Below are 20,282 nucleotides of genomic sequence, written 5' to 3'. Positions count from 1 at the left end.
GAGGCAGGCACTGTGATCGCGGCTCCCGAACCCGGTCTGACCGAACGTGACATCGTCGAGCGGGCCGTGGCGCTTCGCCCCGCACTGCTGGAACGCCAGCCGGAGACCGAGCGGTTGACGCGCTATCCGCAACAGACGCACGACGACTTCCTGCGCTCCGGCTTCTACCGGATACTGCAGCCACGCCGGTACGGCGGCTACGAGTTCGGCCTGCCGACGTTCTACCGCGTGGTGACCGAAATCGCTCGCGGCTGCCCCTCCACGGGCTGGGCCCTCTCGCTCGCCGCCGCTCATGTCCTGCAGGTCACCACGGTCTTCGACGAGCGGGCGCAGGACGAGATCTTCGGCGGCGACGGCGAGTTCCGGGCCGCGTCCACCGCCACCCCCATCGGTGTCGCACAGCCCGACGGCGACCACCATGTGATGCTCGACGGCACCTGGCCGTACGCCTCCGGCTCCCCGTACTCCACGCACTACGTCGGCCAGACGCTGCGCGCCCCCGAGAAGGAGGGCGACCCGCCGGGACCGTTCGTGCTGTTCGTCGCGCCCCGCGCCGTCTGGACGGTGCTCGACGACTGGCAGGGCGTCCTCGGCCTGCGCGGCAGCGGCTCGAACAGCATCCGCCTGGACCGGGCCCGTATCCCCACCCACCTGACCCGCGAGGTGAGCCTGCTCGACCTGCCCGTCGAGGGCGGCACCGCCGGGTCCCGGCTGCACGGCAACCCCATGTACGCCGGTCGCGCGGCCAGCTTCTTCCACGGGGAACTGGCCGCCATCATGACCGGCATCGCCCACGCGGCCGCCGACGAGTACGCGAGGATCGTCGCCGCACGCCCGCTGATCGCCGACCCGACCCGCACCCGGTCCGAACTGCACGACTACCAGCGGCACCTGGGTGAGGCGCTGGGCGCCATCCACGCGGCCGAGGCGGCTCTCCAGCACACCGCCGAGGAGTGGATGGAGACCTGCCGTCGCAACGTCTCGGGCGAGGCCCCCTTCACCGCCGCCGAGGACAACCGGCTGGCGCTCGTCTTCCTCACCGCCGGACGCATGGCCTGGGACGTGCTGCAGGGCATCCTCTTCCGCACGGCGGGCTCCCGTCACGCGCGAGACGGCGAGCGGATGCAGCGCTACTTCCGTGACGCGGCCACGTACTGGTCCCATATCGGCCCCACCATGGCCGAGCCACTGCACCGACGCGTCGGCTGTGACCGCCTCGGCCTGCCTTCGGACCACATTCCGCTGCTGCCCTGAGCGAGGGGCCCGCTGGTCGAGCCCCGTCGCGAAGACCGCAGGCATGCCCACGGTGCGCCCGGGTACGCGACGAGGGTGTGCCCGGGGCGGATCGTGATGATCGTGTCCTGGGCGGCCCGTCCGTACTACCCCCGGGATCTGCCATGGATACGTCCTCGAACAACCACACCGCACCCGCGACGCCCGCGCAGGAGGCGCTGGACACCCTCGCGGTCCACACACAGGACACGGAGGCGTTGAACACGCTCGCGGACAGCGAGGTGCTCATTCCGGTGCCCGACGACGCGGGCGACGCGGACGCCACCGACCCGTCGGCCGTCGCGCTGCCCGTGCTGGAGCAGGACAGCGGTGAGCAGGTCGTGCCGGTGTTCACGTCGGAAGTGGAGATGGCCGGGCTGCTGCCCTTCGTCTCGCGCTACCGGCTGGTGCCGCTGGGCGCGCTGGCCTCCCAATGGCCGTCCGGTGACCTCTCGCTCACCATCGACGCCGGCTCCGCGCACGGCCTGACGCTCAACTCGGAGGGCGTACGCACCCTGTTGGCCCGCCCCCAGCTGTGAACCCGGCACCGGTCAGCGGCTCCTGCGGGGCTTGAAAGGACACCCCCCGGCAGTGCTCGCCCACGGGCCGTGCCGCCGCGTATTCGAGGCCCTCCGACAGGGAAACATCCTGCGGGGAACGGTCCGATACGGAGAGGTGGGATCGCTGTGAGAGTCGCCTTGCTGGGCACGGCCGCCGGGGGCGGCTTCCCGCAGTGGAACTGCGCCTGCGCGCTGTGCGCGGCGGCCCGCGACGGCAAGCTGCCCGCGCGCACGCAGGAGTGCGTCGCCGTCAGCGGCAACGCCCGCGACTGGTGGCTGCTCAACGCCTCACCCGACATCCGTACGCAGCTCATCGCGGCCCCCGTGCTCGCACCGGGACCCGGGCCCAGGGACACGCCCGTACGGGGGGTGCTGCTGACCGACGCCGAGGCCGACCACGTCATGGGGCTGACCATCCTGCGCGGCGGTGCCGACCTCACGGTCTACGCCCCGCCGGCGGTCCTGGCCACGCTGGCACCGCTGCGCGGCATGCTGGACCGCTACGCCCCGTGGGTGTGGGCGGACAGCCTGGCCGAGGGCGGCTTCGTCCTGTCGGGGGGTCTTGTGGTCACCGCGCACCCGATCGGATCCAAGATCCCCAAGTACGTGTCCGGTGCGGCCGAGGACACGCGGTGGGTGACGGCGTACCGGATCGAGGACCTGGCCACCGGGGGAGTGCTCGTGTACGCACCCTGCGTGGCCCGGTGGACCCCGGCGCTGGACGGGCTGCTGACCACGGCGGACTGCGTACTTCTGGACGGCACGTTCTACGCGGCCGACGAGATGGGCGGTGCGGTGCGCGCCCCCGCCGGGCAGGCCGCGATGGGGCACCTCCCGGTCTCCGGGGCGCAGGGCAGCCTGGCCGCTCTGGCCCGCCACCCCCGCGTGCGCCGGATCTACACGCACCTCAACAACACCAACCCGCTGCTTGACCCGGACTCGGAGGCCCGTGCCCGGGTCACGGAGACAGGCGTCGAGGTGCTGGAGGACGGCGCCGAGGTGGCCCTCTAGGGCCGCTCCGCGGGCCGTACGGCCCTGGTCGGGGCCGGTGCGCCGCCGTGCGGCCGCTAGTCGTTCAGCATGCGGGCGAGGGCGGCGCGTTGCAGGGGGCGGACCTCCGTGTGCAGGTCGCGGCCCTTCGGGGTGAGCGCGACCCACACGCCACGGCGGTCCTCCTGGCAGACGCTGCGCTCCACCAGGCCGTCCTTGTCCAGCCGGCCGATCAGGCGGGACAAGGCGCTCTGGCTCAGGTGCACCCGGCCGACGATGTTCTGCACCCGGCACTGCTCGCCCGGCGCGGCGGCAGCCTCGGAGGCCAGGATGTCGAGCACCTCGAAGTCGCTGGCGCCGAGGCCGTACGGATGCAGCACGCGGTCGATCTCGCACATGGTGCGCGCGTGCACCGACAGGATGTCCCGCCACCGCTCCTCAAGCCGCGTACCGGCCGTCTTCGCTGCCATATCTGAACGATAACAGAGATCCGGCCATTCGTTGAGTATGCAATTAGTGCAGCTGCATGCAATGGTCGGGCTAGGCGGTGGGCGGGTCCTGCGTGATGCCGACCAGGTTGCCGTCCGCGTCCTTGACCGAGGCGATCAGCTTGCCGCCGCCCACGTCCTGGACGTCCTGCAGCAGCTCGGCGCCGGCCTCGACGAGACCCGCCAGCGTCGCCCGGATGTCGGTGACGTGCCAGTAGGGAACGGGTCCGGTCATCCCCTTGGCGTGCCCGTTGGGGTCCAGACCCACGTCCTGCCCGGCGTCCTTGTAGCCCACGTAGTAGGGCTCGTCCGCGTACGGCTCCACCCCCAGCAGCGCGCTGAACAGGGCCTTCGTCCGGGTGAGGTCCTTGACGGGGTAGATGATGGTCTTCAGGCCGTCGGTCATGACGTCTCCTAGGGAGTGCGTGTCGGGGTGCCGCTGTCCGGCGTGCCGACGTGTTGTCGTCGGCTCCTTCACGTTAGGTCCGCGGAGTGCCCGGTGGCTTCTTCGATCCTGACCGGTCGACGCCTTGGCCGACGGTGGTGGGCGACACGGCCGCTGCCGCCCACCACTCGCTCAGGTCGACTGCCGCCGCACCAGTTCCGTCGGCAGGATCACCGCCGCCGGGTCCTCGCCCCCTATCTGGGCAAGCAGGACGCGCACCATCTCGTTGCTGATGCGGTCCCAGGGCTGGCGGATGGTGGTGAGGGCGGGGTTGGCCGCCGTCGCGGCGGGGGAGTCGTCGAAGCCGCCGACCGACACGTCCTCCGGCACCCGCAGCCCGGCCTTGCGCAGGGCCGCCAGTACGCCCTGCGCCATCAGGTCGGAGGCCACGAAGACGGCGTCCATGTCCGGGACCCGCGCGAGGAGCTGCTCGGCGCCGGCCTCACCGCTGGCCCGGCTGTAGTCGCCGGAGGCGATGAGGCGGTCGTCGGCCTCGATGCCCGCGGCGGACAGCACCTCGCGGTAGCCCGCCAGACGCTCGACGCCACCGGGGGTGTCGAGCGGACCCGTGACCATGCCGATGCGGCGACGGCCCAGCGACAACAGGTGCTGGACCATGTCGCGGGCGCCGTCACGGTCGTCCGCGGCGACGTAACTCACCTTGGAACCCAGGCCGATCGGCTTGCCGCAGGCGACCAGCGGCACCCCGGCCTCGCGCAGTTCCTCGGCGACCGGGTCGCCGGAGTGACTGGAGACCAGCAGCACGCCGTCGACGTGACCCGCGGTGATGTACCGCGTTATACGCCGCCGTTCGTCCTCGGTCCCGGCGAGCATCAGCAGGAGCGGGACGTCGTGGGCGGCCAGCGCCTGCGTGCAACCACGCAGCAGGACATTGAAGTTGGGGTCCTCGAAGAACCGCTCCTGAGGCTCGGTCAGCAGGAAGCCGATCGAGTCGGAACGCCCGGTGATCAGCGAGCGGGCGTGCCGGTTCACCACGTAACCCGTGCGGTGGATGGCGGCGTTGACCGCCTCCTGGGCGGCGGGGCTCACATAGTGGCCGCCGTTGAGCACCCGTGACACGGTGCCGCGCGAGACCCCCGCCTCACGCGCCACGTCGTGGATCGTCGGCGGTTTGCGCCTGCCCCCCGTGTTGCTCATGGTCATGACTTTACGGCCCCGGACAGCAGGTCGAGGCTCCAGAACCGCTGGATGACCAGGAACAGGGCGATCAGCGGGAGCACCGCCAGCAGAGCGCCGGTGATGACCAGCGTGTACAGGGCGGGGGTGTTGGCGCCCTGCTCCAGCAGGGTGAACAGGCCCAGTGTGATCGGGAACTTCTCGTCGTCACTGAGCATGATGTACGGCAGCAGGAAGTTGTTCCAGACCGCCACGAACTGGAACAGGAACACCGTCACCAGTCCGGGCACCATCATCGGCAGCGCGATCCGCGTGAAGATCCGCCACTCGCTCGCCCCGTCCATCCGCCCGGCCTCCACCACGTCACCGGGCACGGCCGCGGCCGCGTAGATCCGGGCGAGGTACACGCCGTACGGGGAGAGGATGAGGGGCAGGAGCACGGAGGCGTACGAGTCGGTGATGTCCGCCTTGGCCAGCAGCAGGTACTGCGGGATCGCGAGGATCACCGGCGGCATCAGCACGCCCGCCATGAGCACGCTGAAGACGGTCTCGCGGCCGCGGAAGCGGTAGACGGCGAGGGCGTAACCGCTGAGCGCCGAGACGGCCGTCGACAGGAGGGCGCCCAGGCCCGCGTAGAGGGCGGAGTTGCCCATCCACTTCCAGTAGACGCCGTCGCGGTAGGCGTTGAGATCCTTGACGTTCTGGGTGAAGCCGGTGCCCGGCAGGAACGTGAACGTCGAGAACAGCTCACGGCCCGACTTGGTGGCCGCGATCACCACCCAGGCGACCGGCAGCAGGCAGTACAGCGCGCCCAGCAGCAGGGTGAGGGTGGGGACGAGTGCGATCCGGCGGCGCAGCGGCGGGCCCTGGGCGGTGCCGGGCGTGGTGCCGGCCGCCGGGGCGGCCTTGCGGATGTCGCCGGTGGCAAGAGAACTCATCGTGCTTCCTCCTGCTTGTTACGGGAGTTCGCGGCGCGCAGGAATCCGAAGGACAGGACGAGCGTGGCGAGGGCGATGATCGTCGCCTCCGCGGCGGCCGCGTAGATGTCGCCCTTGCCGAAGGCGTCCTGGTACACCTTCATCAGCGGACTCCAGGTCGTGGGAACGGAGTTGGTGAGCGGTTTGAGGGTGGTCGGCTCGCTGAACACCTGGAGCGTCGCGATGATCGAGAAGAAGAAGGTGAGCACCAGCGAGGGCGCCACCATCGGGATCTTGATCTTCAGCGCGACCTGCAGTGGCGTGGCACCGTCCAGCTTCGCCGCCTCGTACACCTCGACCGGGATGGCCTTGAGAGAGGTGTAGATGACGATCATGTTGAAGCCGGTGCCGCCCCAGACCGCGATGTTCGACAGCGCGAGGTAGAGCGGGCCGCCGTCCAGCAGGTCCGGCTGCGGCATCCCCAGCTTGTCGAGGATGAAGTAGAACGGGCTGACGTCCGGCAGGTACAGGAAGCCCCACAGCAGCGCCGCCACGACGCCGGGGATGGCGTACGGCAGGAAGATCGCGAGCCGGGTGAAGGGCGCGAGCCGCACCTTGTCCGTGTCGAGCATCAGCGCGAAGAGCAGGGCGAGCCCGAGCATCACCGGGACCACGATGGCACCGTAGCCGACCACGCGCAGCGCGCCGTCGAGGAGCTCGGAGTCGCTCAGGGCGTCCTTGTAGTTCTCCAGGCCGGCCCAGACCTCCTTGCGGGCACCCGAGCCCAGACCGAGGCCCGAGACGTGCACCTTGTGGAGGCTGAGCCAGAGCGCGTACCCGATGGGCAGCGCGAAGAACAGGGCGAACAGGATCGTCGCGGGGAGGAGGAAAGCGTACGGGGCCGTCCTGACCCCGTACGACTTCCGGCGTGCCGTGGTCACTCGGCGACCTCGAAGCCCTGCTTCTCGAGGTCGGCGACCGTGTCACCCTGCATCTTGGTCAGGGCGGCGGAGAAGTCCGACTTGTTCTTGGCGGCGGCGCCGAACGCGTCCTTGAAGGTCGTGTAGGCGACGTTCACGTTCGGGCCCCAGGCCGAGGGCGCCGTGGACTTCGCGATCTCGGAGGCCCGGGCGTAGAAGTCCGACTGGTTCGAGAAGAAGGCCGGCGGCTGGGCGAAGGCGTCACTGGTCTGCGCGGTCGTGGCGGCGGGGTAGATGCCGCCCTCCTTCGCCAGCGCGGTCAGCGCCTCGGGGTCGGTGTTCAGCCAGGCGGCGAACTTCGCGGCGGCCGCCTTGTGGTTCGAGTCCGTGGTGACGGCCGTGGAGGAGCCGCCCCAGCTGCCGGTGACCTTCTCTGAGGCGGACCACTGCGGCAGCGGGGCCATCGCCCACTTGCCCTTGGTGTCGGGGGCCGCCGTGGTCAGGGTGCCGGGCGCCCAGACCGCGCTGACCCAGGCGATCTGCTTGCCGGTGTTCAGCGCCTTGTTCCAGGACGGCGTGTACATCGGCTGGTTGTCGATCGCGCCCTCCTTGACGAGGCCGCCCCAGAAGTCGGCGACCTTCTTCGACGCCGCGTCGTCGATGCCGACCTTCCACTTCTCGCCCGAGGTCGTCCACCACTTGGCACCGGCCTGCTGGGCGAGACCGGCGAAGAGGCCGGAGTCGTTGGCGGAGAAGGTGGTCAGGTCCTTCTCGGGGGCCTTCTTCTTCAGAGCGCGGGCGGTCTCGGCGAACTCGTCCCAGGTCGTCGGAACCTTCAGGCCGTACTTCTTGAAGAGGTCCTGGCGGTAGTAGAACATCATCGGACCGATGTCCTGCGGGATCGCGTAGACCGCGTCCGTGCCGAGCGTGGTCTGCTGCCAGACGCCGTCGGCGAAGTCGGACTTCGCGTCCTTCACGTCGCCCGCTATGTCGGCCAGGGCGTCATTGCTGACCAGGGTCGGCAGCGCCTGGTACTCGGCCTGGACCAGGTCCGGGGCCTTCTTCGCCTTGTGCGCCGTGAGGATCTTGGTGACCAGCGTGTCGCCGGACGCCTGCTTCTTCACGGTCACCGTGATCTGCTGCTTCTTCCCCGGCCCCTTGTTCCACAGGTCCGCGACCTTGTCCATGCCCGGGGTCCAGGTCCAGTAGGTCAGCGAGGCGGGCCCGGACTGGGCGTCGCTGTCGCTGTCCTTGTCGGACGAGCCGCAAGCGGCGAGGGCGGTGGCGCCGAGCGTGACGGCGAGGGCGGTGGCCACGAGGCGGCTGAGCTTCGTGTTGGGCATGGATCGTTCTCCCCTGACCTGGGTCTCCGCCTGCTGCGGAGGCCTGCCATGCTTCTGTGAGCGTTCACATAACCAGGATCAATGCTTGGCGCAAAGACCTGCGCTGTGTCTGTGAGCGTTCACAGTAGAGAAACATCCCGGACACTTGTCAATGGTTGTTGCTGTGCGGTTATGTTGGGCTCTCGCCGTCGGCGATGTGTGTGCACGTTCCCAAATGATCGACTTCACGGGAGAGATCCATGCCGGAGACCACCCCGAAGGGCCTCACCCGGCTCGCCTTCGGAGGGGACTACAACCCTGAGCAGTGGCCGGAACACGTCTGGCACGAAGACGTCCGGCTGATGCGCGAGGCGGGCGTCACGATGGTGAGCGTCGGGATCTTCTCCTGGGCGATGCTCGAGCCCGAGCGCGGCGCCCACGACTTCGGCTGGCTCGACCGGCTGCTCGACCTGCTCCACGACAACGGCATCCGCGCCGACCTCGGCACCCCGACGGTCGCCCCGCCGGTGTGGTTCTACCGCGAGCACCCGGACGCGCTGCCGGTGGCCGCCGACGGCACCCGCTACGAGTTCGGCTCGCGCGGCGCCATCTGCCACAGCAACGCCGACTACCGCGCCGCAGCCGCCGACATCACCACGCGGCTCGCCACCCGGTACGCCGACCACCCGGCGCTCGCCCTGTGGCACGTCCACAACGAGTACGGCGTCCCCGTCTCCGCCTGCTACTGCGACTCCTGCGCCGCGCACTTCCGCCGCTGGCTGGGCGCGACGTACGAGACCGTCGAGGCGCTCAACGAGGCCTGGGGGACCGCCTTCTGGGGCCAGCGCTACACGGACTTCGAGCAGGTCAACCCGCCACGGACGACTCCCACCGTCGGCAACCCCGCCCAGGCGCTGGACTACAAGCGGTTCGCCGACGCCACCATGCGCGAGAACTTCGTGGCCGAGCGGGACATCCTGCACCGCCTCTCGCCCGGCATCCCGGTGACCACCAACTTCATGACCGCGCTCAGCCAGTGCGACTCCGTCGACTACTGGGCCTGGGGCCGCGAGGTCGACCTGGTCACCAACGACCACTACCTGATCACCGACGGCCGCCGCACCCATGTGAACCTCGCGATGGCCGCCGACCTCACCCGCTCGGTGGCCGGCGGCGCCCCCTGGCTGCTGCTCGAACACTCCACCTCGGGCGTCAACTGGCAGGCCCGCAACCCCGCGAAGGCCCCGGGCCAGATGGCCCGCAACTCCCTCGCCCATGTGGCGCGCGGCTCCGAGGGCGCCATGTTCTTCCAGTGGCGCCAGTCCCGGCGCGGCGCCGAGAAGTTCCACTCCTCGATGCTGCCGCACGCCGGCACGGACTCCCGGGTGTGGCGCGAGGTGGTCGAACTCGGCGCCTCCCTCGACTCGTTGAGCACCGTCCGGGGCACCCGCACCCAGGCCGACGTGGCCGTCCTGTGGGACTGGCACTCCTGGTGGGCGCAGACCCTCGACTGGCGCCCCAGCGAGGACCACGACCCGCGCGAGCGCGCCGACGCGTTCTACGAGGCGCTCTACGACCGCCACCTGACCGTCGACTTCGCCCACCCGGAAGCCGACTTGTCGGCCTATCCCCTTGTCGTCGTGCCCGCGCTGTACCTGATGACCGAGGCCGCCGGGAACAACCTCAGGGAGTACGTCGAGAACGGCGGCACCCTCGTCGTCTCGTACTTCTCCGGCATCGTCGACGAGCACGACGCCGTGCACGAGGGTCCCTACCCCGGCCCCCTGCGCGACGTACTCGGCCTGACCGTCGAGGAGTTCTCGCCGCTGCTCAAGGACGACCGCGTCCGCATCACCGGCCCCGACGGCTCCGAGCTCAGCGGCGATGTGTGGACCGAGTTCGTGGTGCCGCGCGGCGCCGAGACCGTGTGGACGTACGCCGACGGTCTGACCGCCGGCCATCCCGCCATCACCCGGCACCGGCACGGCAAGGGCTCGGCCTGGTACGTCTCCACCCGACTGGCCGCGCAGGGGCTGGACGCCCTCATCGGCTGGGCCGCCGACGACGCCCGTCTCGCGCCACGGGCCGACCTCCCCCGCGACGTCGAACTGGTGCACCGCACCGGCGAGTCGGGCACCTTCCTGTTCGCGATCAACCACTCCGCGCTCGACGCCAAGGTGCCCCTCGACGCGCACGGCACGGAACTGCTCACCGGCGAACGCGCCGCCGGGCGCCTGTCCGTGCCCGCGGGAGCCGTCAGGGTCGTACGACTCGACGGCTGATCCCCGCCCACAAGACCCCGACCGGACTCCTGGGGGGACATCCGGTCGGACGGGCGGCGCCGGGCCCCGACCTTCGGGCGCGGCGCCGCCCCACACCCCCAGTCTCCCCACCTTCGTCGAAGGGACGACGATGTTCCACGCGAGACGCGCTCTACGGGCCCTGCTGATACCGCTGTTCGCGGGGCTGGCCCTTGTCACTCTGCCGGTCACCACCGCCCAGGCCGCCTCCACGCTCACCAACGGCGGCTTCGAGTCGAACGGCACCGGCACCGCCACGCCGACCGGCTGGTCGACGTACTCGGCGGGCGGCCAGAACGCCGCCTCCTTCACCGAGTCCGGTGGCCACAGCGGCAGTTACCGCCTCACCCACTACTCGTCCGCCGCCTACAAGGTGGAGACGTACCAGTACCTCTCCGGGCTGACCAACGGGAACTACACCCTCACCGCCTGGGTCCGCTCCGGCGGCGGCCAGAACTCGGCGTACATCGCGCTGAAGAACTGCGGCAGCACCGAGCAGCGCACCGGGCTGCCGGTGTCCAGCAGCGGCTGGGTCCGGATCGTCACCTCCATCGCGGTGACGAACAACCAGTGCACGATCAGCATCAACTCCGATGCCAACGCGGGCAACTGGATCAACGTCGACGACCTGACGTTCGCCTCCGGCGCGACGGGCCTGAGCATCAAGGGCGCCGACATCTCCTCCCTCGCCAAGAGCGAGGCGCTGGGCGGCGTGTACAAGACGAGCTCCGGCACCACGAGTGACGCGCTCACCGTCCTGAAGTCCTCCGGCATGAACTACGCGCGCCTGAAGGTCTGGGTTAACCCCGCCGACGGCTACAACAACAAGACGCGCGTCCTCGCCATGGCCAAGCGCATCAAGGCGCAGGGCATGAAGCTGCTGGTCGACTTCCACTACTCCGACACCTGGGCCGACCCGGGCAAGCAGACCAAGCCCGCAGCCTGGTCCGGACACACCTACAGCCAGCTCAAGACGGACGTCTACAACCACACGTACGACGTCCTGAACGCCCTCAAGGCGCAGGGCACCACCGCCGACATGGTGCAGGTCGGCAACGAGATCAACGGCGGCATGCTCTGGTCCGAGGGCTCCACCGACAACTGGTCGCAACTCGCCGGGCTGCTCAACTCCGGCTACAGCGCGGCCAAGGCGGTCTCCTCCTCCACCGTGGTGGCCCTGCACCTGGCCAACGCGGGTGACGACGCCACCGTCCGCTGGTGGTTCGACAACGCGAAGACGTACGGGATCAACTACGACGCGATCGGCCTGTCGTACTACGGCTACTGGCACGGCACGCTCGCCGCGGCGCAGACCACGCTCGACGACGTCGCCTCCCGCTACGGCAAGCCCGTGTTCATCGCCGAGACGGCCTACCCCTTCCGTCTCGACAGCGACGACTCGCTCGTCAACCAGATCGACACCACCGGTGAACTGGTCTCCGGCTACGCGGCCTCGACGGCCGGGCAGACGGCGTGGATGAACGACGTGGCGAGCATCGTGGAGGCCGTCCCGAACGGACGCGGCCTCGGTGTCTTCTACTGGGAGGCCACCTGGACGGCGGTCACCGGCAACGGCTGGGACCCGGCCGACGCCACCTCCGGCAACGGCTGGGAGAACCAGGCCCTGTTCGGCTTCGACGACAAGGCGCTGCCCGCCATGTCGTGGTTCAGCCACCGCTGAGCAGGTGACGAAGGACTGAACGCATGAGGAGGGGCCCGGTCGCCAGGCGCGGCCGGGTCCCTTCGCGCGTGACGGCGCACGCCGGGGGCCGAACGGCCCATCCGGCCCTGCCCGTTCGGCCCCCGACCGGGGCCGCTGAGGCCTGGGCACACGGCCCCCGGCCGCGAGACAGTGACCGTACGGCGCGGTGCCGGACCGACCGAGGGGGAAGAGATGCTGAGGGTGCCGAGCAACGAGAGACGGCTGGACATCCTGGAGTGGCTCCGGGACCCCGCCACGCACTTCCCACCGCAGCCCCACGCCGACCCCGTCACCGACGGCGTCTGCTCCCAGTCGGTCGCCGACAAGCTGGGAGTGAGCCGCCCGGTGGCCAGCGCACACCTCGAACTCCTCGCCGGAATAGGACTGTTGCGGGCCACCAGGATCAGCAGCCGCACCTTCTACCGCCGCGACGAGGAGCGCATCGCCGATGTGCGGTGGCTGTTCGAGAAGGGCTGGTAGCAACGCGGACACCCGGCCCGGCGGCGGAATCAGGCAGACTCGGCGGGTGGACAGCTATGGAATGGTGCACCGAGAACCCGCTCCCGAACGGTACGGACGCCTGCGCGTGCGGACCGACGATCTCGGCCCGGCCCGCTGGCTGACCGAACGTGCCCCTGGGAACGGCGCCTTCGGCACGGTGGCGGGTGTCGCCGCGCCGGGGTTCGCCGCCTACGCGAGGGTGCTGCATCCGGCGTCACTGGGGGAGCGGCCGGTGCGGTGGTCGACGGTGGGCGCCGCCTACGGCCGTGAGGTCGCGCCGGGCACGAACTGGCATGAGCTGATCGGGACCGACCGGGACTATCAGAACGCCGCCGACTACGGCCTGCCCGGTGTCTGGGACGAACACGCGGCGGAGGGTCCCACCCCGCCCGGTGTCGCCCGGGCGCTGATCCCCGTCCTGGCCCGGCACACGCGGAACCCCGAGCGCTGCTGGTTCGGGCTGTGGAACGGCTACGGCCGCTGGGACTTCGATCTGTTGCCCTCCTTCGAGACCCCCGGCCGGGACGAGGTACTGCTCGCCGGAACGCTGGCCGAAGCCGTCTCGCCGGTGTCCCTGGACGAGTTCGCCGAGCTGCCCGATCTGTGGTGGCCCGAGGATCGCGCCTGGTGCCTGGGCGGCGACGTCGACCTGGTGAGCACCTACATCGGCGGGTCCGAGGCGTTGATCGCCGAGTTGCTGGCTTCCCCGGACCTGGAGGCACACCGGGTGTCGCCCGGGGACGCGGTCGGCTGACGCTCCGGTGCACCGGTAAGAGCCGGTGCGCCGCGGCACGAGTACGGCTGCGCGCCACGAGGCCGTGCGGCCGGCGCCACCGGGTCGGAGCGCCGAAGCCCGGGGCGCAACCGCTCACCGCTTCTCCCGTCCCCACTGCGGCCCTACCCGGTCCCACGCCCTGCCCCACTCGTCGATCCGGCGGCGGTCCAGCTGACGGCGCAGGACGCGTCCGCCGGCGTAGACCGGCGCGGCGAACGCCGTCGCGGCCAGCAGGCCGAGCGCGTCGGCCTGCACGGAACTCTCCGTCGCGGACGGAGGGCGGGTGACGAGCCGGCCCTGACCGTTCACCCAGACCTTGACCTCGGAGCCGACCCGATGTCCCGCATCGATCATTGTCCGGTCGGTGCGCGTGGTGCCGTCGGCCGTCCAGCGGACCGTGGCGCGGACCCGGGTACCCTCCCAGCCGGCCCGTACCGGGCTCGACGTGTTGTCCATCAGCACGGCCTGCACGGGGTGCCGATCGGCGCGCTGCCGGGCGAAGGCGTCCTCGGCGGAGTGCGCGCAGACCGTGCCGGTGAAGGGGGCACCGACCGCGATGGCCGTCCATACGCCCAGGACGACCCACCCTTCGACGACGTCGTCGCGTCGCCGCAACGGATTCCTGCGCCACCGCCACAGCCATCGGCCGCGCGTTGGCTGCCCGTCGTGCTGTCCCGACGGCCTGCCCGCCCCGTGCCCGCTCCGCTGTGTCGGCCTGCCATTGCCTCGCATCGCGTCGCACCTCCTCCTCCGGCCCTTCACGACCGTCCGTCACGACCGTGACACCCGGACGAGTTCCCAGATGAGGGCAGCTGAGGCAGGAGTGGGAGGACCGTTCGGCGTGACGCGCCGGCCCGGCCGCGGTCAGTTCAGTGCGGCCTCGCCGGACCTCGCGGAGGGCGCCCGCTGCCGCAGGCGGCGCAGCATCCGGGCGTCCTCGAAACCGACCTCGCGGGCCGCGCCCTCCACCGTCGCACCATGGCTGATCAGGTGCTCGGCGCGCTCCAGCCGGAGCATCTGCTGGTAGCGCAGCGGGGTGAGGCCGTCGGCGGCGCGGTGGAACAGCCGGGTCAGCGTGCGCTCGCTGACGCCGACGGAGGACGCCAGCCGGGCCAGCGGAAGCTGCTCGGCGAACCGCGCGTCGATGAGGTCCTGGACGCGGTGGACCGTGTCGTCCAGATGGGATCGGTGCCGCAGCATGGCGCTGGCCTGCGGTTCGTGGCCGTTGCGGCGGGCGTAGACGACCATGTTCCGCGCCACCTGGGCGGCGCTCGCCGCGCCGTGGCGTACGGCCAGCAGATGCAGCGCCAGGTCGATGCCGCTGGCGATACCCGCCGACGTCACCACCCGGTCGTCGGTGGTGAACAGCACGTCGCGGACCACGATCGCGCGGGGATGGCGGGTGGCCAGCTCGTCCTGGTGCTCGTGGTGGGTGGTGCATCGGCGCCCGTCCAGCAGTCCCGCGAGGCCGAGCGCCTCGGCTCCGGCGCACACGCTGGCGACGGTGCCGCCGGCGGCATGGTGGGAGCGCAGACGCTCCAGGGTGGCCGGGCCCGGTTGCGGGCCGCCCCGAAGGGTGGGCGCCCGCCAGCCGGGCACCATGACGAGGTCGTCGGCGCCGAGATCCGGCCATTCGGTCCGCGCGGTCAGCGGCAGTCCCTGGGCGCTTTGCACCTGCTCCTGCTCGCCGACGTAGGCGATGCGGTAGGGCAGCCCGTAGCCCGCCGCCGTACTGAAGACCTGGGCCGGACCGGCCAGATCGAGCAGATGGACGCCGGGCAGCAGGAAGAAGACGACAAGGCTCACGCCTGGGATGCTCCCCTCTCCGCCTCCAGTTCGGCCACCGTGGCGATCCGCGCGAAGCGGTCGCGCAGGACCGCCTCCGTGCGCTCGATGATCGCATCCGCGCCGAGGTCACCGATCGGGTTGGTGGTCGTCGCGTCGGTCACGAAGGTCATCCGGTAGCCGAGGTCGCTGCCGACCCGGGTGGTGGTCTCCACGCACTGCTCGGTGCGGATGCCGCAGACCGACAGCTCGCGCACGCCGGCCTCGGTCAGCCGCTGCTGCAGATTGGTGGTGGTGAAGGCGTTGTGGGAGGTCTTGTGCAGGACCGGTTCGCCGGGCTGCGGCTGCTCCAGTTCTTCCATCAGCCGTACGTGACCCAGGGCGGGGTCGAACACGGTTCCGCTGCCGGGCTCGGAGTGCAGGACCCAGACCACCAGGTCGCCGCTCGCGCGGGCGAGGCGGACCAGCCGGTTGACCGGATCCGCGATCTCGGGGTTGGCGGCCTGCTCCCACTCCTTGCGGGCACGGAAGGATTCCTGGACATCGATGACGATCAGCGCTCGGTTCATGTCCCCCATTCTGGTCTGCGCCGATGCCCGGGGAGCAGGCCCGATCCAGGCCTCCACCGGAACGATCCGGTCACGCCTGCCGCCGGGCCCGCGCGCGGCGCGCTTGCCCCCTCCCGCGGATCGCGGCAGCCTACGCAGACATGGCCCACCTACGCACAGCCCACCGTCCTCAGGCCCTCCAGCCCCAACGCCTCGTCGCGATCGGCGGTCACGGCCCCGAGGACGTCGTCGCCGACACGCGCGGCCGCGTGCTGACCGGAGTCGAGGACGGACGCATCCTGCGCCTGGACGGCGTCGCGGACCCCTCCCGTGTGCGGGTCGAGACGCTCGCCGACACCGGCGGCAGGCCCCTCGGGCTCGAACTCCTCCCGGACAACGCCCTGTTGGTCTGCGATGCCCGGCGCGGCCTGCTGCGGGTGTGCCTCGACGACGGCACCGTGCACGTCCTCGCCGATTCGGTGCAAGGACAGCCGCTCCGGTTCTGCAGCAACGCGGTCGCCCTGTCCGACGGCAGCATCTACTTCACGGTCTCCAGCCGGAGTTACCCCCTGGAGCAGTGGATCGGCGACCTGGTCGAGCACACCGCGACCGGACGGCTGCTGCGCCTCGCAGCCGGCGACAAGGAACCCGAAGTCCTCCTGGAGGGGCTGCAGTTCGCGAACGGGATCGCGCCGGCAACCGACGAGTCCTTTCTCGTCGTCGCCGAGACCGGCACCCGCCGGCTCACCCGCTACTGGCTCACCGGACCGACGGCCGGTCGCAGCGAGGTCTTCGCCGACGATCTGCCGGGGCAGCCGGACAACCTGTGGCGCAGCCCGGGCGGACCGATCTGGGTGGCACTCGCCGGGCCCCGCGTCCCCCCGCTGGAGCTGCTGCACCGCCGGGGCCCCGCCGTCCGTGCCGCCGCCGCGAAGGTGGCCGTACGGGCGCCGTTCCGGCCTCCGGGCCTCGCCGCCGTCCTCGCCGTCGACGAGCAGGGCCGCACCCTGCACCACCTGGAGCGGCGACGCGCCCCTTTCCGTATGGTCACCAGCGTCTGCGAGGCCGACGGTCGGCTGGTCCTGGGCAGCCTGTGGGAGCGCGGCGTGGCGGTGTGCGATCTGCCGCAGTCCACCGGCTGACGACCGTGGCGAGGCCTCGGGGAAGGTAAGAAGTGGTTGTGAGCCGACTCTTGGTGATCATCCGTGCGATCGTCGGTGCGCCTGCGCGTACCTGACCGACCGGGTGGTGGGGACCCTGCGCGACACTGTTTCCCCGGCCCCTTCACGGCCACCGGCGTTGGCGATCCTGTGCCGGGCCCCGCTGCCCGCAGCGGCGGCCGCGGCGCGGCGTTCGGGGAGTCCCGGTGCGGCTGGGGCCCTGCGGGGGTGGGCGGCGGGAACCCCCGGGTGGGCGTGGGGCGTCACGTCCGTGTAGTAAGACTGTGCCCGCCGCACTCCTTCTCTGAGCAGAACTGGATCCCATGAGCGTCATCAACGTCGGTCAGGCCGTCGTCCTCGGAGCGATCGAGGGCGTGACCGAATTCCTGCCCGTGTCCTCCACCGGTCACCTCAAGATCGCCGAGGGGCTCATGGACATCCCCGTCGACGACGACGCCGTCGTGGGATTCTCCGCCGTGATCCAGGTCGGCGCGATCGCTGCCGTCCTCGTGTACTTCTTCAAGGACATCGTGCGGATCGTCTCCGCCTGGGGCCGTGGGCTGCGCGACCGCGAGGAGCGCACGAGCCATGACTACAAGTTCGCCTGGTGGGTCATCTACGCGACCATCCCGATCGTGATCGTGGGCCTGGCCGCCAAGCCGCTCATCGAGGGCCCCCTCGCCTCCCTGTGGGTGGTGGCCGGGTCGCTGATCGTCGGCAGCGGCGTGATGTGGGCGGCGGACCAGATGGGCCGGCACAAGCGCGGTGAGGACGACACCTCGTTCAAGGACGCGATGCTGGTGGGCAGTTCGCAGATCCTCGCCCTGCTCTTCCCGGGTTTCTCGCGCTCCGGCGCCACCATGTCCACCGCGCTCATCCTGGACCTCGACCGGGTCGCCGCCACCCGGCTCTCCTTCTTCCTCGGCATCCCCGCCCTGACCGGCGCGGGCCTGTACGAGCTGAAGGACGCGCTGGGCACCGGGGTGGGCGTGGCCCCGCTGGCCGTCGGCACGGCCGTGTCGTTCGTGGTGGCGTACGGCTCGATCGCCTGGCTGCTGAAGTTCGTCGCCAAGCACTCGTTCAACGCGTTCGTGATCTACCGGATCGTTGTCGGTGTTCTGCTGTTCGGCCTGCTGGCCACAGACGTACTCGGCTGATCTCTCACGTGATCCAGCACGGGGCGTGATACCGGTATTCAGGTATCACGCCCCGTGAAAATTTAAATACCGACCCCCTTGACAGCTCCCTCTCGTCCCCCGGAGGATCACCCCCGTGAACCTGTCAGACAGCCAGACAGGTGGTTCCGGCCCGCGGCGCATCAGCGCCATGGAAGCGGTGCTCGGCCATCTGCGCAGCGCCATCGAGCGTGGTGAGTACGCGGTGGGGGACAAGCTCCCCTCCGAGGCGGAGCTGTGCCGTCTTCTCGAGGTCAGCCGGCCCGTGCTGCGCGAGGCCCTGCGGGCCCTGCAGACCATGGGCCTGACCGTCTCCAAGACCGGCAAGGGCACCTTCGTCGTCGCCAGCGCCGTCGAGGACCCCACCTTCGGCGACTACGCGGCCAGTGACCTGCTGGAAGTCCGTCGGCACGTCGAGATCCCGGTGGCCGGGTACGCCGCCGCGCGGCGCACGCCGGAGGACCTCGACCATCTGGCGCACCTGCTGGACCGCATGGAGCACGAGACCGACACCACCGCGTGGGTCGCCATGGACACGCTCTTCCATCTCGCCGTCGCCCAGGCCGCCCAGAACCCGGTCTTCCGCCGGGTCATCGAGGAGATCCGGGACGCGCTGGCCCGCCAGTCGGCCTTCCTCAACGAGCTCGGCGGCCGGCGCGAGCAGTCCAACCGCGAGCACCGGGCGATCGTCGAGGCACTCATCGACGGCAGCGAGGGCGACGCGGTGGAGGCCATGTCCCACCACCTCGACCGGGTCGAGACGACCCTCACCGACATCGTGCGTCCCGCGCACGCGGACACCCCCACGGAAGGCGGAACCGAAGCGTGAGCGAGCAGTTCCTCAAAGAAGAGACCCTGCCCACCGGGCAACCGGCCGCGCACGTCGACGCCGGAGACGCCGGCTACAGCAAGTCCCTGAAGTCCCGCCACGTCAACATGATCGCCATCGGCGGCGCCATCGGAACCGGCCTCTTCCTCGGCGCCGGCGGCCGCCTCGCCGACGCCGGCCCCTCCCTGTTCATCGCCTACGCCGTCTGCGGAATCTTCGCGTTCCTCGTCGTCCGCGCGCTCGGTGAACTGGTCCTGTACCGGCCCTCCTCCGGCGCGTTCGTGTCGTACGCCCGCGAGTTCCTCGGCGAGAAGGGCGCGTACGTCGCGGGCTGGATGTACTTCCTGAACTGGGCGACCACCGGGATCGCCGACATCACCGCGGTGGCGCTCTACACGCACTACTGGGGCATGTTCTCCGACATCCCGCAGTGGGTGATCGCGCTCATCGCACTCGCCGTCGTCCTCACCGTGAACCTGATATCCGTGAAAATGTTCGGCGAACTGGAGTTCTGGTTCGCCATCATCAAGGTGAGCGCGCTGGTCGTCTTCATGCTGATCGGCATCTTCCTGCTGGTCACGCAGCACCCCGTGGACGGCCACAACCCCGGCCCGTCCCTGATCACGGACAACGGCGGCATCTTCCCCAACGGTCTGCTGCCCATGCTGCTGATCATCCAGGGCGTCGTCTTCGCCTACGCCTCCGTCGAGCTCGTCGGCGTCGCGGCGGGAGAGACCGAGAACCCCGAGAAGATCATGCCGAAGGCGATCAACTCGATCATGTGGCGCGTGGGCCTCTTCTACGTCGGCTCCGTGGTCCTGCTGTCGATGCTCCTGCCCTGGAGCAAGTACAGCGCGGCGCAGAGCCCCTTCGTCACGGTGCTCTCCAACATCGGCATCCCGGCGGCGGGCGGCGTGATGAACCTCGTCGTCCTGACCGCCGCCATGTCCTCGCTCAACTCCGGCCTGTACTCCACCGGCCGCATCCTGCGCTCCATGGCGATGTCGGGATCCGCACCGAAGTTCACCGGCAACATGAGCCGCAGCCAGGTCCCCTACGGCGGCATCCTGCTCACCAGCGGCATCTGCGTCCTCGGCGTCGGCCTCAACTTCGTCGTCCCCGCCGACGCCTTCGAGATCGTGCTGAACTTCGCGGCGATCGGCATCCTCTCCACCTGGGGCATGATCATGCTCTGCCACCTGCTGTTCTGGCGGAAGACCCAGAACGGCGAGCTGTCCCGGCCGAGTTACCGGCTGCCCGGCTCACCGTGGACCGAGATCGTCACCATCGGCTTCCTCGTCTCCGTGCTCGTGCTGATGTACGCCGACGGAGGCGCCGGACGTACCACCGTGCTGTGTCTCCCGCTGATCGCCGCCGCGCTCGTCGCCGGCTGGTACGGAGTGCGCCGCCGCGTGGCCGCGATACAGGTCGAGGCAGGAAAGTGAACCAGGCAGTG

20 protein-coding genes are annotated in these 20,282 nt (G+C 70.4%); 11 read left to right on the top strand and 9 right to left on the bottom strand.

What is annotated here, in order from left to right:
- Positions 1–12: 12 nt before the first annotated feature.
- The 3 genes from ABZS97_RS18910 (at position 13) to pqqB (ending at position 2,843) form a co-directional block, all read left to right on the top strand.
- A complete protein-coding gene (locus ABZS97_RS18910) occupies positions 13–1,254 on the top strand; it encodes an acyl-CoA dehydrogenase family protein (protein ID WP_356139223.1) in 1,242 nt (413 codons plus the stop codon).
- A 143-nt stretch (positions 1,255–1,397) separates the two neighbouring features.
- Positions 1,398–1,811, top strand: coding sequence for an SseB family protein (locus ABZS97_RS18905; protein WP_356139221.1), 414 nt, complete (start codon positions 1,398–1,400; stop codon positions 1,809–1,811).
- 147 nt (positions 1,812–1,958) lie between these two features.
- A complete protein-coding gene (gene pqqB, locus ABZS97_RS18900) occupies positions 1,959–2,843 on the top strand; it encodes a pyrroloquinoline quinone biosynthesis protein PqqB (protein ID WP_356139219.1) in 885 nt (294 codons plus the stop codon).
- A gap of 56 nt (positions 2,844–2,899) precedes the next feature.
- Here pqqB and ABZS97_RS18895 read toward each other — a convergent pair whose 3' ends face one another.
- From ABZS97_RS18895 to ABZS97_RS18870, 6 genes are all read right to left on the bottom strand, one after another.
- Positions 2,900–3,292 (bottom strand): MarR family transcriptional regulator, encoded by a 393-nt coding sequence (locus ABZS97_RS18895; protein ID WP_356139217.1) that lies wholly within the window; start codon positions 3,290–3,292, stop codon positions 2,900–2,902.
- 70 nt (positions 3,293–3,362) lie between these two features.
- A complete protein-coding gene (locus tag ABZS97_RS18890; RefSeq protein WP_356139215.1) occupies positions 3,363–3,716 on the bottom strand; it encodes a VOC family protein in 354 nt (117 codons plus the stop codon).
- A gap of 171 nt (positions 3,717–3,887) precedes the next feature.
- Positions 3,888–4,919 carry a LacI family DNA-binding transcriptional regulator gene (locus ABZS97_RS18885; RefSeq protein ID WP_356139213.1) on the bottom strand — a complete coding sequence of 344 codons (1,032 nt, stop codon included), beginning with the start codon at positions 4,917–4,919 and terminating at the stop codon, positions 3,888–3,890.
- Positions 4,916–5,830, bottom strand: a complete 915-nt coding sequence (locus ABZS97_RS18880) for a carbohydrate ABC transporter permease (protein WP_356139210.1) — start codon at positions 5,828–5,830, stop codon at positions 4,916–4,918. The genes ABZS97_RS18885 and ABZS97_RS18880 overlap by 4 nt, the downstream gene beginning before the upstream one ends.
- Complete coding sequence (locus ABZS97_RS18875) at positions 5,827–6,750, bottom strand: sugar ABC transporter permease (protein ID WP_356139208.1); 924 nt, start codon at positions 6,748–6,750, stop codon at positions 5,827–5,829. Before ABZS97_RS18875 ends, ABZS97_RS18880 begins: the two co-directional genes overlap by 4 nt.
- Positions 6,747–8,072 (bottom strand): extracellular solute-binding protein, encoded by a 1,326-nt coding sequence (locus tag ABZS97_RS18870; protein WP_356139206.1) that lies wholly within the window; start codon positions 8,070–8,072, stop codon positions 6,747–6,749. The genes ABZS97_RS18875 and ABZS97_RS18870 overlap by 4 nt, the downstream gene beginning before the upstream one ends.
- Positions 8,073–8,311: 239 nt before the next feature.
- Between ABZS97_RS18870 and ABZS97_RS18865 the strand changes: the two genes are divergently transcribed.
- The 4 genes from ABZS97_RS18865 (at position 8,312) to ABZS97_RS18850 (ending at position 13,308) form a co-directional block, all read left to right on the top strand.
- A complete protein-coding gene (locus tag ABZS97_RS18865) occupies positions 8,312–10,333 on the top strand; it encodes a beta-galactosidase (RefSeq protein WP_356139204.1) in 2,022 nt (673 codons plus the stop codon).
- Positions 10,334–10,463: 130 nt separating this feature from the next.
- Positions 10,464–12,032 (top strand): glycosyl hydrolase 53 family protein, encoded by a 1,569-nt coding sequence (locus ABZS97_RS18860; protein ID WP_356139201.1) that lies wholly within the window; start codon positions 10,464–10,466, stop codon positions 12,030–12,032.
- A gap of 213 nt (positions 12,033–12,245) precedes the next feature.
- The gene (locus ABZS97_RS18855) at positions 12,246–12,533 is read left to right on the top strand and encodes a helix-turn-helix domain-containing protein (protein ID WP_356139199.1); all 288 of its coding nucleotides are present in this window, start codon (positions 12,246–12,248) and stop codon (positions 12,531–12,533) included.
- Between the two features lie 46 nt (positions 12,534–12,579).
- Entirely contained in the window at positions 12,580–13,308 is a 729-nt protein-coding gene (locus ABZS97_RS18850; protein WP_356139197.1) for a hypothetical protein, read from the top strand.
- 114 nt (positions 13,309–13,422) lie between these two features.
- On the opposite strand, the gene ABZS97_RS18845 is transcribed toward ABZS97_RS18850, so the two are convergent.
- The 3 genes from ABZS97_RS18845 to ABZS97_RS18835 all read right to left on the bottom strand — a co-directional run bounded on the left by ABZS97_RS18845 (position 13,423) and on the right by ABZS97_RS18835 (position 15,683).
- Positions 13,423–13,944: a hypothetical protein gene (locus ABZS97_RS18845; protein ID WP_356139195.1), complete on the bottom strand. Its 522-nt coding sequence runs from the start codon at positions 13,942–13,944 to the stop codon at positions 13,423–13,425.
- A gap of 249 nt (positions 13,945–14,193) precedes the next feature.
- Positions 14,194–15,135, bottom strand: a complete 942-nt coding sequence (locus ABZS97_RS18840) for a DJ-1/PfpI family protein (RefSeq protein ID WP_356139193.1) — start codon at positions 15,133–15,135, stop codon at positions 14,194–14,196.
- Positions 15,132–15,683 (bottom strand): isochorismatase family protein, encoded by a 552-nt coding sequence (locus ABZS97_RS18835; protein WP_356139191.1) that lies wholly within the window; start codon positions 15,681–15,683, stop codon positions 15,132–15,134. Before ABZS97_RS18835 ends, ABZS97_RS18840 begins: the two co-directional genes overlap by 4 nt.
- A 140-nt stretch (positions 15,684–15,823) precedes the next feature.
- Here ABZS97_RS18835 and ABZS97_RS18830 point away from each other — a divergent pair, with 140 nt between their 5' ends.
- The 4 genes from ABZS97_RS18830 to ABZS97_RS18815 all read left to right on the top strand — a co-directional run bounded on the left by ABZS97_RS18830 (position 15,824) and on the right by ABZS97_RS18815 (position 20,271).
- Positions 15,824–16,804: an SMP-30/gluconolactonase/LRE family protein gene (locus ABZS97_RS18830; RefSeq protein WP_356139188.1), complete on the top strand. Its 981-nt coding sequence runs from the start codon at positions 15,824–15,826 to the stop codon at positions 16,802–16,804.
- A 341-nt stretch (positions 16,805–17,145) separates the two neighbouring features.
- Positions 17,146–17,979, top strand: coding sequence for an undecaprenyl-diphosphate phosphatase (locus ABZS97_RS18825; protein ID WP_356139186.1), 834 nt, complete (start codon positions 17,146–17,148; stop codon positions 17,977–17,979).
- A 169-nt stretch (positions 17,980–18,148) separates the two neighbouring features.
- Positions 18,149–18,826, top strand: coding sequence for a FadR/GntR family transcriptional regulator (locus ABZS97_RS18820; protein ID WP_356139243.1), 678 nt, complete (start codon positions 18,149–18,151; stop codon positions 18,824–18,826).
- On the top strand, positions 18,823–20,271 hold the full coding sequence (locus ABZS97_RS18815; RefSeq protein WP_356139184.1) for an amino acid permease: 1,449 nt from the start codon (positions 18,823–18,825) through the stop codon (positions 20,269–20,271). Before ABZS97_RS18820 ends, ABZS97_RS18815 begins: the two co-directional genes overlap by 4 nt.
- The last annotated feature ends 11 nt before the right edge of the window (positions 20,272–20,282 follow it).

The organism is Streptomyces sp. NPDC005485, from assembly GCF_040606085.1.
Taxonomy (GTDB): Bacteria; Actinomycetota; Actinomycetes; order Streptomycetales; family Streptomycetaceae; genus Streptomyces.
The sequence above is the reverse complement of the archived record's forward strand: the minus strand, read 5'-3'. Positions and strand labels throughout refer to the sequence as shown.